Consider the following 15,471-nt stretch of genomic DNA (forward strand, 5'->3'; position numbering starts at 1 on the left):
AGGTTTTCAAATTCCAAGCTTTTACTTTTAGTTTACAATCACTTTCAACCCTTAACCTTTCATCCAACGTTTAACATATCACACAATACCCTGGGTCATCTGCTAAATTCTCCCCTGGATTTCTCCAATATCCCAAATCATCTATGAGTTCATCTGAATTTTCCGGGCCCCAAACTCCTGCTGCGTAACCATACATACGTACATCTTTTCCATTTTTCCAATAATCCAAAATAGGGTCTACAAACTCCCAAGCCGCTTCAACCTCATCCGCTCTTGCATACAAAGTAGCATCACCCTGCATCGCATCGAGCAACAGCCTTTCGTAAGCTTCCATCACATAAGTTTGTGCCAAACTGGAATAGTAAAAATCTAAATTGGCCCGTTCCACCTTAAATCCTTGACCTGGCACTTTTACTCCAAACTTGACGAGGACTCCCTCATCAGGTTGAATACGAATAATCAGTTTGTTGTCTTTGCTATTCACCCCTGAATCCTTAAAAATTTGATGGTGGGGTGTTTTAAAATGTATGATGACCTCGGTAACCTTGGTAGGCATACGCTTAGCAGTTCTCACATAAAATGGTACACCATGCCAGCGCCAATTGTCCACAAAAAATTTCACCGCTGCATAAGTTTCTGTAGTTGAATTTGGGTTAACCCCGTCCTCTTCGCGATATCCTTTCACTTTTTCACCATGGATTTCGGAAGCTACATACTGTGCTCGAATAGTATTGTCAAAAAGAGTTTTGTCATCACGCATAATGCGCAAAGATTTCAATGCTTTTACCTTTTCATTTCGAATCTCTTCGGGCTGGTCACCAATTGGCGGCTCCATAACAACCAAAGAGACGATTTGCATTAAATGATTTTGGAACATATCCCGCAAGGCGCCAGATTTATCGTAATATCCCCCGCGTTTTTCCACTCCAACACTTTCCGCATTGGTAATCTCCACATGATGGATGTAATTCCGGTTCCATAGGGGTTCAAAAATACTGTTTGAAAAACGGGTCACTAACAGATTTTGTACGGTTTCTTTTCCTAAATAGTGATCTATTCGGTATATCTGTGGTTCTTTAAAGTATTGTTGAAGTCCATTGTTAAGAGATTTTGCACTATTCAAGCTATAGCCAAAGGGCTTTTCCACAATCAATCTTTTCCAACCTTTATCTTGGCTGTTTAATCCAACATCGGCCAAATTTTTTGCAATTGGTTCGTATAGACTGGGTGGCGTAGAAAAATAGAACATATAATTATTCTCTGTTCCATTTTCTTGGTTCAAGGTTTCAATGCGTTTAGCTAAACCTGAATATTCAGCTGTATAATCACTTCCCAAATCCTCATAAAAAATGCGATCTGTAAAACCCTTGATATAGTTTTCCTTTAAATCCTCCAGTTTTTTCTCCAAATACGGACTTTGGCCCACTACTTTATTCCGAAATTCCTCGTCGGTCATATCGCTCCGACTTGCCCCCAAAACCACAAAATTTTTGGGCAATTGTCTCGCTACATACAAATTGAACAAAGCTGGAATCAGTTTTCTGGCAGTCAGGTCCCCTGAAGCTCCAAAAATAATGAGCATTTGATTATCGGTCTTTTTCATAGTGTTTCGGTAAAACCAGTTTGGATTATTCAGAAAAAAGTCGCCCAAATGTCATTTTTGTGAAAAACCTTTTAGAGCTTCCATTTAGTTTTGAGCATAACGAATATAACGCTATTTTAGGTTCGAAAATGAACATATGGCTTACATTGAACGCAAGCCATAAAAATAAAGAGCATGGCAGATACGTATGATTTTGGTCTTGTGGGACTTGGAGTAATGGGACGTAATTTTATCCTGAACGTTGCAGATAATGGCTTTACCGCCTTTGGTAATGATTTGGATAAGGAAAAAGTAAACGCACTTATTACAGAAGGTGGTGATACCAATCGTGTGAATGCCTCAACCGAAGCAGTTACTTTTGTGAATTCCTTAAGCACACCCCGTAAGATTATGTTGCTTGTTCCAGCCGGAAAGATTGTAGATGCCGTTATTGAAGGTCTGCTTCCTCATTTGGATGAAGGTGACATCATAATAGATGGGGGAAATTCATTCTTTACGGATACCGACCGACGTGAAGCCTATTTAAAGGAGAAGGGCATCAATTTCTTTGGAGCTGGAGTATCAGGAGGTGCCAAAGGTGCCCGAAAAGGTCCGAGTATAATGCCAGGAGGTTCAAGGGATGCGTATCAACATGTTAAACCAGTATTTGAGGCAGTTGCCGCCAAATATAAAGGAGAACCTTGTGTGGCCTACTTAGGCCCAAAATCGGCAGGAAACTACGTGAAAATGGTCCATAATGGCATTGAATATGGGTTAATGCAATTGACTTCGGAAATCTATGACCTTCTGAAAAAGGCCGGTGGACTTACCAATGAAGAACTTCATAACACCTACGCTGAATGGAATGCCGGCCGATTACAGTCTTTCTTGGTTGAAATTACTTCAGAAATCTTTGCCCAAAAAGACAATTTGGGCGATGGGCATTTGGTAGATAAAATTTTAGACAAGGCCAAGCAAAAAGGAACCGGTAAGTGGACCTCCCAAAATGCAATGGATTTGGGAATTCCCGTACCTACCATTGATATTGCTGTTAGCATGCGTGAAATTTCTGCTTTAAAAGAAGAACGTGTAAAGGCTGATGAGATCTATGACAGACCTACCCCTGAATCTGTGGTGAAAGATTCTTTGGTAAGCAAAGCAGAACAAGCACTTTATTTTTCATTTATCATCACCTACGCACAGGGAATGCACCAACTTGCAGATGCATCTAAGGAATATGGGTATGAACTGGAACTGGGGGAAATTGCCAAAATCTGGCGTGCTGGTTGTATCATACGCGCCGCTCTGTTGGCAGACATCACCGAAGCTTTTAATGCGGATAGTACACTTCAAAATCTACTGCTATCGCCTTCTTTTGTTGAAAAAGTTAAGGAGACTGTCGATTCCACCAGAGAGTTGGTAGCTTATGGCGCCACAAATGGCATTCCATTGCCAGGACTTTCCAATGCCCTAACTTATTTTGATGCTTATACGAGCAGCAGATTACCTTTGAATGTAATTCAGGCTCAGCGGGATTATTTCGGTTCGCATACCTACGAACGTTTGGATCGCGAAGGGGTTTTTCATACGGAGTGGGAAGATTAATAAGTCATTAATCCTGAACTTCGAACTAAAACCCTAAGACAAAATTCTTTCCAGTTAAGCAACCTGTGAAGCTCGCAGGATGCTATCGTTTTCTTAAAAATTTGGAGGTTAAAAATATTTTTTTACATTTGTAGTGTTCTAGTTATCTAATACACTATAAATGTTAACTGTTAAACATTTGAATTTTAATTATCCCAAAAGCCGTTCTGTGCTTCAATCCATAAATCTGGATTTTACCGCAGGAAACATCTACGGACTCTTTGGAAAGAACGGGGAAGGCAAAAGCACTCTACTGAAAATCATGAGCGGATTGTTATTTCCTAAGCATGGTAGTTGTTCGCTTGACGGATATGAGATGAGAAAAAGAGACGTACAGTCACTTCAACATATATTTTTAGTTCCTGAGGATTTTGAGCTTCCTGCTTTATCCATTCGGTCATTTGAAAAAGTGCAATCCTGTTTTTATCCCCTATTTTCCAAAACACAATTTTATCAACTTATAGAGGAGTTTCAGCTTTCTCCCAACAATATCATCTCAAAATTGTCCTTTGGGCAAAAGAAAAAAGTGCTCATTGCCTTTGGAATAGCAACCAATACAAAACTTCTGCTTATGGATGAGCCTACTAATGGCCTGGATATTCCCTCCAAAAGCCAGTTTAGAAAGGTCATGGCCTCAGTAGTTGATGAAAATAAGTGTATTGTAATTTCCACACATCAAGTAAGAGACTTGCACAGTTTAATCAATCATGTTGTGGTTTTGGACAATGGGCGGATTGCTTTTGACCAATCCCTGGACAAAGTCTCTGATGGACTGTGGTTTGGAAAACAACCATCCAACGACACCATGGAGCCTATTTATTCCGAATCTTCTTTTGGAGGAAAGGCAATTGTTCCTCGTTTGGACAAAAATGAAACAGAGGTAGACCTTGAATTGCTGTTTAACGGAATCTTGGGTGCACCCGACAAAATAAAGGAAGTTATGAACCAAACGCAGCAGAATGAAAGAGTTTAGTTTATTAAGAGTTGGACAGTTCATTCGTCGTGACATTACGATATATAAAAGTACGTTCGTGGTTGGACTGCTTGTTGGTGTTGTGTTGGTTTTTCTTTTCTGTGCTTTAAACATGATGTGGGACCAGCAATTGTCAATGGATGAGTTTTTTGGCGTATTCGGGTTAATTTACATTCCCATGGGGGTATTGTTCACCTTTGTAATTTTTAAGGAATTCAACAATACTTCTGCTAACCAATTGTACCTGACGATACCAATATCAATTCCTGAAAGACTAATTGCTAAGTGGCTTACCGTTACAGTCATCTATACAGTAGTATATTCTGTTCTTGCTGTTATGACCGGAATTTTAGCTTTGTTGTTTGGAGTTGTGATTCGGGGCGTGGATTTTGATGTTCCTTCCCTTTTTTCTATTCAATATTGGAATGTATTAAAAGTTTACTTTTTGGTTCAGCCACTTTTTCTGGTAGGTGCTATCGCTTTTAGAAAAAATAGAATTGGAAAAACATTGTTATCCTTAGGCATTTTGGTTTTGGGATTCATGCTTTTCAATTTCTTCCTATTTGGAATATTCAATCATGATTACGGTCTGTTCTCCGGTGACCCAATAGTGTCAGAAGCATTTGATGCCACCTCATTGGATTTTTCAAGTTTAGGAAGATGGTTTTATGGTATACTCCTTGGCCCATTACTATTGATAGTTGCATATTTTAAAATGAAGGAAAAGGAGGTTTAGGATGGAATTTGACAACAGCAAGCCCATTTATTTGCAAATCGTGGACTTTTTCTACGAAAACATCCTAAAAAAACGCTGGGAAGAAGAAGAACGCATTCCCTCTGTACGTGAAGTTGCTGTTATGGTAGAAGTAAATCCGAATACCGCCATCAGGGCTTTTAACCATTTACAGGATCTTGGGGTAATCCATAATAAAAGGGGCATAGGATATTTTGTTTCGAGCGATGGTTATACCAAAGTGCTCAGCATAAAACGAAAAGAATTTATGGAGCAGATGTTGCCCGATGTTTTTAAGAAACTGAGCTTATTGAATATCTCATTTGATGAATTAAAGAACGTATACAACCAACAAAAAAATGAAGAAGAGTAATCTAATACTGCTAGGTGCGTTGGGCATAGCCCTCTTTTTTTCGCTGGTCTTCCAAATAGTCGTCCACAGCAATATAAAAAAAGCTAAGGCCAATGAAATTCCGGTTGAAGTTATTACAGAAACTAGAGTGGTTGCCCCATTTGATGCAATAAACGCTTCAAATCGAATAAGGATAATTTTTCTTCAAAGTGATGAATCAAAAGTAATCGTAAATGCCCCCAACTATATCATCGATTCAATCGGTACAACAGTAGTCAATAGGAAACTGATTATCGAAGCCTCAAAAAAATTAAAGAAGAAAGACAGCATTGTCATCCAAATAAATGCTCCATTACTAACAAGTCTTGAACTAAACAACAAAGTGCATTTTGAAGCCAACACTCCAATAACAGGTGAAAATCTGCATCTGGAATTTAATGACGAAAGTTCGGGGACCTTGAATCTGTCCTATGATTTTGTCAGTTATATCAATAATACGGATGGAGCTGTAACCCTAAAAGGAGAAATTGAAAAAATTGACCATATCTCAAATACAAAACAATGATCAAAAAACGAACTTATGTAGTTAATCAATAACCAATCATCAATCATCAATCAAAAAACGAACAATTATGAAATCTACCGCAATCGATAGTACGCCTCAAAAACCACAAAGACCTCCTAAATTTAGGTTGATACTTATGCGAGCGCTCTATTTGTTAACCTTTGTTGGACTCGCTTTTGAAGCCTGGGAGTATCTTTTATATCCTGAAGAGCCCATCGATTACATTACAGGTGTAACATTTAGCTTTTGGGCCACTTACGCCACCTTAATGGGATTGGGAGTGCGCTATCCCATTAAAATGTTACCCCTTCTTTTTTTGCAGCTCGCATATAAAGCTACTTGGGCCCTAGCTGTATATCTTCCTATGGAAGCAGCAGGAAATGTGACACCGGAAGCCGAATCGTTTTATCAAATCTGCATCATAGCTGTCATTATTGATATTATCGTCATTCCATGGGGATATGTCTTCAACAACTATATCAGAACTTTCTTTCGGTTTAAGACCTCGCCAATCTGACCATTTCATCAATCATCATCAATTAAAAACGAATCATCATGAAATTTAATTTAATCCAGGGTCAAAACGGCTCCATGACCTGGCTGGTCCCAATTATTGGGCTCTTCCTGTTCATATTATTTCTCAATTACAGTCGCAGGCAGCATGAAGAAAAGCAGGCCATACTAGCTTACTATAAAACAAAAAACGCATTGCAACTATTGACAATTAATCTGGATAAAGGAAAATCTGAAATAGCTCACTTATCCCTCTTCGAGGACAGTGTAAGAAAAATATACAATCACTAAAACAGTCATCAATCAAAACAAACAAAATGGAAACAAATCAAAAAACCGGAAGAACCATTGGTTTCTTACTTTTTCTAACGATCTCAGCTGGAATACCTTCTGTAATTCTTAGAGGTTTATCAATCTCTTTGACCAACTCCCCAGATTTCTTATCTCAAATTTTTGAAAATGCTTTGGAAATGCGCGTAGCAATATTATTAGATATTCTAACCAGTGCACTATGGGTGGTTATTGCCACAATAATATTCAAACAAATAAAAAAATTCAATCGCAGGTTGGCCATAGGTTTCTTTGGAATTTGGATTATCTATTCTGCAATTATAATCTTCAGTAACATTAGCCACCTCTCGCTATTATCGCTAAGTCAAGAATTTGTGAATGCTCAGGTTGTCAATGCGGAGTATTTCATGATAGCAGGCAGGCTTAAAGTTGAAGATTATTTTTGGGCGCATTTTTTTGGTATCATGCTCTATGCCACCGCCGCTTTTATCTTCTATTATTTTTTGTTTAAAAATAGACTTGTACCCAGATTCTTATCTGGGTGGGGCATGATTGCAATCTCAATTGTATTTATAGCCTGCTGGCTCAACATCTTTGATTTGAACGTCAGTTTTCACTTTTTCAGTCAGAACGGGATTCATATGATTGTATTAACTGGATGGTTAATTGCCAAAGGTTTTGCCAAAAATCCCATCAATCCTAATCACAGTATCAAGTAAAAGCATCTTTCATTAATCAAAAAACAAACGTTATGACTTCTAGTTTAAAAACAACTGGGCCTAATCTCTCTAATAAGAACTGGCCCGCCTCGCTTTTAAATTTCTCCGCACAATTCTGGTTTATAATTGCAGTGCTAGGCATGTGGATTTTTGCCTTTTACGTAGCTGCTTTTTACGGTGGAGCGGCAATGGATGGCGATTTTATGAGATGGAACAGGGTATTGCCCCATGGGTATATTGAGGGAGATTCCATGGGAAACCTAGCCGTTGCCATTCATTTGATTTTTGCCATAATTGTAATGGTCGGCGGACCAATTCAATTTATTCCACAATTACGAAAGTATGCACCGAAATTTCACCGCTGGAATGGTAGGTTTTATCTGGGAGCAGCCGTATTAATAAGCATGAGCGGAATTTATATGGTTGTAACCAAGGGAACCATTTCCGGCCTTGTTGGGGATATTAGTGTGAGCGTAAATGGGATTTTCATTTTGTTATTTGCATATTTAGCCCTCCAGAATGCCGTTAACCGCAAGTTTGGTGAACATCGGAAATGGGCCCTACGGCTATTCCTGGTCATGGCAGGCGTATGGTTTTTTAGGGTAGGACTTATGTGTTGGCTCTTTATTCATAAAAGTCCGGTAGGTTTTGATCCTGAAACATTCCGTGGTCCTTTTTTGGTTTTTCTAGGGTTTGGTCAATATTTGATTCCCCTTGCTGTTGTTGAATTATATTTCATCGCCCAACGTAAAAAAAAGAGTGTGATAAAAATACTCACAGCCGTAACCATATTTGCATTCACAGTAATTACAGCTTTAGGTACTTTTGCTGCCACTATGGGAATGTGGTTACCTAGAATTACTTAAAATCTGGCAAAGAACTCATAATTGAATAGCATCTAAAAAAGTCGGTATGTCTTCATATCGACTTTTTGGTTTTCGATAAACGGTATACTTCAGCACCTCCTATTTCGTTATATATCAGAAATTTACCTACTTATGAAAACACTTTTACAACTTATATTCGGTTTGTTGCTCTTTTCCTTTATCGCTTGCTCTACAGATGCAGTAGAACCTTTTTTAGATGACGAAGGTGCTGGAGAACAGCCCCAAGAAGATACTGGTTCAGGTGGTGAGGACGCTCCAAGTGATTCCTTTGTCACGGATAGTTTTGACGGTACAGGTCCTTTGGTAGATTTTGTTACCAATAATGAAACTGCGTTGCCTGAAGTTGAGCGTGAAGGTGGAAGATATAGAGCCGAACTCACCGACAATACCGATAACAAAACTTTACATTTTAACGATGACCAGGGAAGATTAGATGCAAAATTGCTGACATTCCCTTTTGAGTTTATAGCCAGAAATATTGGAATTGGTACGTTGACAGATTCTCAAACTCCACCAACACCTGAAAATTCACTCTATATATTTTCTGGGGTCCAAATACATGTTGAAAACTTGAACTCCATTAATTCAGCCCACGTTGTTGTTGGTCACAGAGGCAACACCTACTTCACTATAGAAGGTAAAAACACCGTTAATGGTGATTCTTCTGTCAACGATATTGGTGCCAATGTGGTACCCGACGGTCGTGCGGATATCCGCGTAGTTGGAAATCAAGACGAAACAATAACCATATATTGGCAAAATCCCAATTCGGAATATGGGGCAATCGCAGATGAATGGATCTTATACAATGAAACCGGTAATTTGCCAGGTACAGCTCCTGTCTTTGGTTCAAATGTATATGTTGGGCTAATTACCTACGCCTTTGGCACCAATGGTATTCCTTTTGTGGGTACCTGTGATGCCATCCAAATTGCAGATTGAGCAAGGTACTACTTACTCAAATACATTTTTCTACGGGAGTATAGGTTATAAAAGTCATCGTCTTTTAGACTATCGATAAACAGGATACTTTCACCTGTACTCTTCATTTCTGGTCCAAGGTTTTTATTGACATTTGGAAATTTATTGAATGAGAATACTGGTTGTTTTATCGCATATCCGTCCAGATGTGGCTTAAAGTCAAAATCCTTGATTTTCTTTTCACCCAACATAACCTTTGTGGCATAATTCACATAGGGTTCCCCATAAGCTTTCGCTATAAACGGAACTGTACGTGAGGCCCTTGGATTGGCTTCTATGATGTATACCGTGTCGTCCTTGATAGCAAACTGTATATTGATCAATCCAACAGTATTTAAGGCCAATGCTATTTTTTTAGTATGATCCTTAATCTGCTGCATTACAAATTCTCCTAAATTGAAGGGTGGTAATGTTGAATTGGAATCCCCGGAATGTATACCACAAGGTTCAATGTGCTCCATGATACCAATGATGTAAATGTCTTCTCCATCACAAATAGCATCTGCTTCTGCTTCAATAGCGCCGTCGAGGTAATTATCCAGCAATAATTTGTTGTTTGGAATACTTCTTAGCAAATCCACTACATGAGATTCTAGTTCTTCCTTATTGATTACAATTTTCATTCCTTGCCCTCCTAGCACATATGACGGTCTTACTAAAAGGGGGAAGTTAAGCTCATCTGCAAGGGTCAAAGCCTCATCTGCAGTTTCGGCAACGCCAAATCTTGGATAGGGAATGTTATTTTCTTTCAATAATGTTGAGAAACTACCTCGGTCTTCAGCCAAATCCAAGGATTCAAAGCTGGTCCCGATGATGTTGATGCCATATTTATCCAATTTTTCTGCCAGCTTCAATGCCGTTTGTCCTCCTAACTGAACAATCACCCCTTCTGGCTTTTCATGAAGAATTATATCATAGATATGTTCCCAAAAAACAGGTTCAAAGTAGAGCTTGTCAGCCGTGTCAAAATCCGTGGACACCGTTTCTGGATTACAATTGATCATAATAGTTTCATAGCCACATTCTGCAGCTGCTAAAACTCCATGTACGCAGCAATAATCAAATTCTATCCCCTGTCCTATTCTGTTTGGGCCAGATCCTAATACCACGATTTTCTTCCTATCCGTAACCTCACTATCATTGGCCACAAAGCGTTTTCCATCAGCAGTTTCTATTTCTTCCTCGAAAGTGGAATAATAATATGGTGTCATCGCCTTGAACTCGGCAGCGCATGTATCAACAAGTTTATAGACTCGGTTTATTCCAAGTTCGGTACGTTTGGTATGCACTTCGCTCTCATAGCAATCCAACATATGCGCAATCTGTCTGTCCGCAAACCCTTTCTGTTTAGCTTCAAGCAAGAGTGATTTTGAAAGATTTTCTACCGTATGTTTTGAAATTTCCTGTTCCAAGAAATGCAATTCTTCGTATTGCTTTAAGAACCACATGTCAATTTTGGTAATATCATGAATCGTAGACAATGGGATGCCCAATTGAATGGCATCATAAAGCACAAAAACTCTGTCCCAACTGGGCACTTTTAGTTTTTGTATTATGGTATCATAATCTTTGTATCCTTTTCCATCCGCTCCTAATCCGTTACGTTTGATTTCCAAAGATTGTGTGGCTTTATGAAGTGCTTCTTGGAACGATCGTCCAATTCCCATCACCTCACCTACAGATTTCATTTGAAGTCCTAGCGTTCTATCCGAACCTTCAAACTTGTCAAAATTCCATCTTGGGATTTTTACGATTACGTAATCCAAGGTGGGCTCAAATAGCGCCGAAGTGGATTTTGTAATTTGATTTTCCAATTCATCCAACGAATAACCAATTGCCAGTTTTGCCGCAATTTTTGCAATAGGATACCCAGTTGCTTTTGAAGCTAATGCGGATGAACGCGAAACCCTTGGGTTTATTTCGATGGCAATAATCTCCTCTTCTTCATCTGGACTTACCGCAAATTGAACGTTACAACCTCCAGCAAAATCACCAATACTGCGCATCATATGGATGGCCATGTTCCGCATGCGTTGGTATGTACGATCTGAAAGTGTCATTGCTGGTGCAACCGTTATGGAATCTCCGGTATGAATACCCATTGGGTCCATATTCTCAATAGCACAAATGATAACAACGTTGTCATTTTTATCGCGAAGCAATTCCAGTTCATATTCTTTCCATCCCATGAGTGCCTTATCAATCATCACTTCATGTATGGGGGATACTTCAAGACCATGACTCAATAACCCATCAAAATCCTTTGGATCATAAACAATCGAAGCCCCTGCTCCACCAAGTGTGAATGAAGCTCTAATCACTAACGGAAATCCAAATTCTTGGGCAATTTCCTTTCCTTTTAAAAATGAGGTGGCTGTTGCCTGAGGCGCCATTCCCACACCAATTTTAAGCATCAATTCCCTAAACTTCTCCCTATCCTCGGTAATATTGATAGCATCGATATCAACTCCAATGATTTCCACATCAAAATCTTCCCAAATTCCTTTTTCATCAGCCTCAATACAAAGATTCAAAGCAGTTTGTCCTCCCATTGTTGGTAAAACAGCATCTATATTGGGGTGTTTTTTTAAAATCTCGATGATGGATTTCGTTGTGAGTGGTTTAAGATAGACATGGTCTGCCATAACGGGATCTGTCATAATTGTGGCAGGGTTACTATTGATTAGAATAGTTTCAATTCCATCCTCACGCAGGGAACGAAGTGCCTGGGAACCAGAATAGTCAAACTCACATGCCTGGCCAATAATAATAGGGCCAGAACCAATAATCAAAATGGATTTAAGATCGTCTCTTTTTGGCATTCTAAATAGGGTTACTCGTTTTCAAATTTTTCAAAATTAGGTCAAAAAAAAGGTGCTAAACTTGAAAAAGTAGCACCTTTATTAAAAAGTTATTTACAGTCATTATTTTTTATGACGTGGTTCTGATGAAACTGTTAGTTTTTTTCTTCCCTTTGCTCTCCTTCTCGCAAGAACCTTTCTGCCATTGGCAGTCGCCATGCGCTCTCTAAAACCATGTTTGTTCCTTCTTTTCCTTTTGGACGGCTGATATGTTCTTTTCATTTCTAACGGATTATAAAAAAGTCATGAGGACCTTCTGAAATTCTGGGCGCAAATATACGAAGAGTTTTTACTTTGGCAAATGCAAGGAGAAAATATTTCAAATTGTTTTTAGTACTTTAGCCTCCTCTTAAAATCGACTCAAAATCTTAATGAAATATGTTTCATAAAAATATAAAAATTGTAATCGCTGCCTTAATTCTTGGCTACTCCGGATATCAGTTTGCAGAAGGTTATATAGGTAACGGCATAGCTCTGATTTTACTTTCCCTTGTGTTTATTTTTCTCTATTTCAGAAATGAATTGATTCTAATGGCTTTCCTGCGCATGCGAAAACAAGATATGGAGGGCACCCAAAAGTGGTTGGGTAAAATAAAAAATCCTGAAGCTGCCCTAATCAAAAAGCAACAAGGGTATTACAACTATTTGCATGGTATCATTTATTCGCAAAAAAACCTCACCCAGGCTGAAAAATACTTTAAAAAAGCACTGAAACTAGGCCTTACTATGGATTATGATGTGGCCATGGCGAAATTAAGCCTTGCAGGTATTGCTATGCAGAAACGCAGAAAGCGCGAAGCCACTACCTTGTTACAAGAGGCAAAAAAGTTGGATAAGAACAACATGCTAACGGAACAAATCAGGATGATGCAGCAGCAGATGAAGAAAATCTAACTGCATGCATCTTCATTAACTTTTGTAAACTACTCCAAACTTATACTGGTTTCTGCTTTGATATCTCTTGATGATGCTCCAATTTGGATGCTATAGCTCCCTTTTTCCAAGCTCCAGTCGCTCTTTTCTTCATCCCAAAAGCTCAATTCCTTTATTGGAATTTGGATTGAAATGCTATCCAATGATTCTGGATGTAAAAGCTGAGTTTTGGCAAAGGCCTTTAGTTCTTTGGTAGGGCGGTCAACTCTAGAGTCCTGTTTCCCTGTATAAACCTGCACAACTTCTTTACCAGGAAATGCACCTATATTTTTTATGACAACCGCAACATTGATGGTGTCGTTTTCCAATTCAACTTCTACGTCCCCATATTCAAAATTGGTATAACTCAAACCATAACCAAAAGGGTAGGAAACATCCGTACCTTTTTTATCAAAATAACGGTAGCCTACGTATATCCCTTCGTCGTAATGGGTATAATCTTCATCGCGCACCCATTCCGATTCTGGTTTTTCCTTTGGAGGAAAAATTAAATCTTTCATCATTCCTTGAATGGTCATCATTTCAGGATTTTTAGGAAAATTGGCATTGGAGGCATGATCCGATAATTTCACAGGAAAGGTCATCGGCAATTTTCCGCTGGGGTTTGCCCTTCCGCTAAGAATATCCACAACAGAATTTCCGCCTTCCTGTCCGCCTTGCCAAGCCAACAAAATGGCATCCGGTTTTGCACTCCAGGAAGCAGTCTCTATAACCCCGCCAATATTGAGAACTACCACAAGCTTTTTACCTGCTTCATTATAGGTTTTGGCAATTAAATCGATCATTTCCTGCTCTGTTTCTGTCAAAAGAAAGTCATCCTTTTCTACCCGGTCCCCTCCTTCACCGGCATTTCTTCCTATGGTGAGAATACCAATATCGGAGGTATTCACTATGTGATTCAGTTGTTCTTTGGAATATTTGAGCTCGGGAGGAGAATATGGACTAAAAACAGCATCCATCCCCTCAGGTTTTTTAAAACCTTCACTATTGGAGAATTTATGTTCTGCGAACGCTGCTTTTCCATCTTTATTGATGTCAAACCCGGCATTCATCAATCCTTCTTCCAAAGAAACTGTGTAGGCCTCGTTTACATCTCCAGAGCCGGTCCCACCTGCAATAAACTCATAAGATGTTACTCCCAGCAAAGCAACATTTGTAACATTGGTAAGCGGCAGCGCACCGTTATTTTTAAGTAAAACCATACCTTCAGATGCTGATTGGCGGGTAATTTGGGCATGGGCTTTTAAATCAGGATTTTCTTGATAATCATAATCCTGCATTTTTCTTGTTTTGAAAATCAATGTCAAAATACGCTCTACTGCCCTATCAATATTGTCCATGGAAAGACTTCCATTTTCCGCTGCTTCTGTTAAAGCCTTCCATTGTCTTTTTGTTCCAGGTTCCAATAAGTCGTTCCCCGCCGTTATCTGGGCCGATGGGTTCTTTCCACCAAACCAGTCCGTCATGACCAAACCTTCAAATCCCCAATCATCACGTAAAACATCGGTCAGTAATTGTTTGCTTTCTGAAGTATATGTTCCGTTCACCTTGTTATACGAAGACATAATGGTCCAAGGCTGCGCTCGTTCCACGACGTGCTGAAAGCTTTTTAAATAAATTTCTCTTAAGGCTCTATCTGAAATAATGACGTCATTAAGAAATCGTTCCGTTTCCTGGTTGTTAGCGACGAAATGTTTTACCGAAGTTCCTACACCGTTGCTTTCAATACCGTTAACAATAGCAGCGCCCATATAACCTGAGAGTAAAGGGTCTTCTGAAAAGTATTCAAAATTACGACCGCAAAGTGGGTGGCGATGAATATTGGCGCCAGGCCCCAAGATCACATCAATTCCGTATTCTTGAGCTTCTTTACCCATAGCATTGCCCACCTCATAAATCAAATCTTCATTCCAAGAAGAAGCCAAAAGGGTGGCAATTGGAAAAGCTGTACAATAATATGTTCGGTCTTCACCTTCTCGGGTGGGTAAAATCCGTAGACCAGCAGGCCCGTCTGAAAGGTATACCGTGGGAATACCAAGTCGCGGTGTTGGAACAATTGTGCCAACTGCTCCCGGGATGCCTCCGGGTTCACTCTGCCCCATTGCAGATGCGATGCCACTACCCTTTAATAGGTGGATTTTTTCTTCCAAGGTCATTTTTGAAAGCACATCAGCAACCCTTTCTTTGATTTGTCTTCGGTCGTCCTCATATACATCTAATTCGCCGTTATTGTTGCGGTCCAAAAAAGTACGTCCTTCAATAGTCAACTCATTGAACTGGGTATTTTCGGCGTAGTCTTTTTCAAAACTTAGAAATGTTTTGCTGAAATAACGAAACAAGAAAAATGCGGTGAGCGCAATCAAAATAATTATTATGCCCAAAATTTTGAGCGAAAGGAATATTTTTTTCTTCATGATTATATTAATTGTGACTATTT

The 15,471-nt window shown here is 39.2% G+C and carries 14 protein-coding genes; 10 read left to right on the top strand and 4 right to left on the bottom strand.

All coding sequences use genetic code 11. From position 1 onward, the window contains the following. Positions 1–70 precede the first annotated feature (70 nt). Positions 71–1,603 carry a glucose-6-phosphate dehydrogenase gene (gene zwf, locus ACOKFG_RS13565; RefSeq protein ID WP_299485775.1) on the bottom strand — a complete coding sequence of 511 codons (1,533 nt, stop codon included), beginning with the start codon at positions 1,601–1,603 and terminating at the stop codon, positions 71–73. A 174-nt stretch (positions 1,604–1,777) separates the two neighbouring features. Between zwf and gndA the strand changes: the two genes are divergently transcribed. From gndA to ACOKFG_RS13610, 9 genes are all read left to right on the top strand, one after another. Beyond that, complete coding sequence (gene gndA / locus ACOKFG_RS13570; protein WP_422861458.1) at positions 1,778–3,187, top strand: NADP-dependent phosphogluconate dehydrogenase; 1,410 nt, start codon at positions 1,778–1,780, stop codon at positions 3,185–3,187. 160 nt (positions 3,188–3,347) lie between these two features. Continuing rightward, positions 3,348–4,199 carry an ABC transporter ATP-binding protein gene (locus tag ACOKFG_RS13575; RefSeq protein WP_299485779.1) on the top strand — a complete coding sequence of 284 codons (852 nt, stop codon included), beginning with the start codon at positions 3,348–3,350 and terminating at the stop codon, positions 4,197–4,199. Beyond that, entirely contained in the window at positions 4,186–4,935 is a 750-nt protein-coding gene (locus ACOKFG_RS13580; protein ID WP_422861459.1) for an ABC transporter permease, read from the top strand. The genes ACOKFG_RS13575 and ACOKFG_RS13580 overlap by 14 nt, the downstream gene beginning before the upstream one ends. A 1-nt stretch (position 4,936) precedes the next feature. Continuing rightward, the gene (locus ACOKFG_RS13585) at positions 4,937–5,305 is read left to right on the top strand and encodes a GntR family transcriptional regulator (RefSeq protein WP_299174032.1); all 369 of its coding nucleotides are present in this window, start codon (positions 4,937–4,939) and stop codon (positions 5,303–5,305) included. Further along, positions 5,292–5,849: a GIN domain-containing protein gene (locus ACOKFG_RS13590; protein ID WP_299485783.1), complete on the top strand. Its 558-nt coding sequence runs from the start codon at positions 5,292–5,294 to the stop codon at positions 5,847–5,849. Before ACOKFG_RS13585 ends, ACOKFG_RS13590 begins: the two co-directional genes overlap by 14 nt. A gap of 67 nt (positions 5,850–5,916) precedes the next feature. Continuing rightward, positions 5,917–6,366 carry a hypothetical protein gene (locus ACOKFG_RS13595; RefSeq protein ID WP_298790448.1) on the top strand — a complete coding sequence of 150 codons (450 nt, stop codon included), beginning with the start codon at positions 5,917–5,919 and terminating at the stop codon, positions 6,364–6,366. A gap of 313 nt (positions 6,367–6,679) precedes the next feature. Beyond that, positions 6,680–7,372 (top strand): DUF4386 domain-containing protein, encoded by a 693-nt coding sequence (locus tag ACOKFG_RS13600; protein ID WP_422861460.1) that lies wholly within the window; start codon positions 6,680–6,682, stop codon positions 7,370–7,372. A gap of 32 nt (positions 7,373–7,404) precedes the next feature. Next, the gene (locus ACOKFG_RS13605) at positions 7,405–8,238 is read left to right on the top strand and encodes a DUF2306 domain-containing protein (protein ID WP_422861461.1); all 834 of its coding nucleotides are present in this window, start codon (positions 7,405–7,407) and stop codon (positions 8,236–8,238) included. A gap of 132 nt (positions 8,239–8,370) precedes the next feature. Continuing rightward, positions 8,371–9,201 (top strand): hypothetical protein, encoded by an 831-nt coding sequence (locus ACOKFG_RS13610; RefSeq protein WP_299174049.1) that lies wholly within the window; start codon positions 8,371–8,373, stop codon positions 9,199–9,201. An 8-nt stretch (positions 9,202–9,209) separates the two neighbouring features. On the opposite strand, the gene carB is transcribed toward ACOKFG_RS13610, so the two are convergent. Then, positions 9,210–12,062 (bottom strand): carbamoyl-phosphate synthase large subunit, encoded by a 2,853-nt coding sequence (gene carB / locus ACOKFG_RS13615; RefSeq protein ID WP_298790460.1) that lies wholly within the window; start codon positions 12,060–12,062, stop codon positions 9,210–9,212. Between the two features lie 102 nt (positions 12,063–12,164). After that, positions 12,165–12,323: a 50S ribosomal protein L34 gene (rpmH, locus tag ACOKFG_RS13620; protein ID WP_082433296.1), complete on the bottom strand. Its 159-nt coding sequence runs from the start codon at positions 12,321–12,323 to the stop codon at positions 12,165–12,167. 156 nt (positions 12,324–12,479) lie between these two features. On the opposite strand from rpmH, the gene ACOKFG_RS13625 reads away from it, so the two are divergent. Continuing rightward, a complete protein-coding gene (locus ACOKFG_RS13625; RefSeq protein ID WP_298790471.1) occupies positions 12,480–12,995 on the top strand; it encodes a DUF2892 domain-containing protein in 516 nt (171 codons plus the stop codon). A gap of 29 nt (positions 12,996–13,024) precedes the next feature. Here ACOKFG_RS13625 and ACOKFG_RS13630 read toward each other — a convergent pair whose 3' ends face one another. Beyond that, a complete protein-coding gene (locus ACOKFG_RS13630; protein WP_422861462.1) occupies positions 13,025–15,448 on the bottom strand; it encodes a glycoside hydrolase family 3 N-terminal domain-containing protein in 2,424 nt (807 codons plus the stop codon). Positions 15,449–15,471 lie beyond the last annotated feature (23 nt).

The sequence above is a fragment of the Flagellimonas rhodophyticola genome (assembly GCF_049332665.1).
GTDB lineage: Bacteria > Bacteroidota > Bacteroidia > Flavobacteriales > Flavobacteriaceae > Flagellimonas.

Bases quoted from the DNA above. Each gene is read 5' to 3' on its own strand.
- zwf (WP_299485775.1), bottom strand. From the start codon at position 1,603: ATGAAAAAGACCGATAATCAAATGCTCATTATTTTTGGAGCTTCAGGG.
- gndA (WP_422861458.1), top strand. From the start codon at position 1,778: ATGGCAGATACGTATGATTTTGGTCTTGTGGGACTTGGAGTAATGGGA.
- ACOKFG_RS13575 (WP_299485779.1), top strand. From the start codon at position 3,348: ATGTTAACTGTTAAACATTTGAATTTTAATTATCCCAAAAGCCGTTCT.
- ACOKFG_RS13580 (WP_422861459.1), top strand. From the start codon at position 4,186: ATGAAAGAGTTTAGTTTATTAAGAGTTGGACAGTTCATTCGTCGTGAC.
- ACOKFG_RS13585 (WP_299174032.1), top strand. From the start codon at position 4,937: ATGGAATTTGACAACAGCAAGCCCATTTATTTGCAAATCGTGGACTTT.
- ACOKFG_RS13590 (WP_299485783.1), top strand. From the start codon at position 5,292: ATGAAGAAGAGTAATCTAATACTGCTAGGTGCGTTGGGCATAGCCCTC.
- ACOKFG_RS13595 (WP_298790448.1), top strand. From the start codon at position 5,917: ATGAAATCTACCGCAATCGATAGTACGCCTCAAAAACCACAAAGACCT.
- ACOKFG_RS13600 (WP_422861460.1), top strand. From the start codon at position 6,680: ATGGAAACAAATCAAAAAACCGGAAGAACCATTGGTTTCTTACTTTTT.
- ACOKFG_RS13605 (WP_422861461.1), top strand. From the start codon at position 7,405: ATGACTTCTAGTTTAAAAACAACTGGGCCTAATCTCTCTAATAAGAAC.
- ACOKFG_RS13610 (WP_299174049.1), top strand. From the start codon at position 8,371: ATGAAAACACTTTTACAACTTATATTCGGTTTGTTGCTCTTTTCCTTT.
- carB (WP_298790460.1), bottom strand. From the start codon at position 12,062: ATGCCAAAAAGAGACGATCTTAAATCCATTTTGATTATTGGTTCTGGC.
- rpmH (WP_082433296.1), bottom strand. From the start codon at position 12,323: ATGAAAAGAACATATCAGCCGTCCAAAAGGAAAAGAAGGAACAAACAT.
- ACOKFG_RS13625 (WP_298790471.1), top strand. From the start codon at position 12,480: ATGTTTCATAAAAATATAAAAATTGTAATCGCTGCCTTAATTCTTGGC.
- ACOKFG_RS13630 (WP_422861462.1), bottom strand. From the start codon at position 15,448: ATGAAGAAAAAAATATTCCTTTCGCTCAAAATTTTGGGCATAATAATT.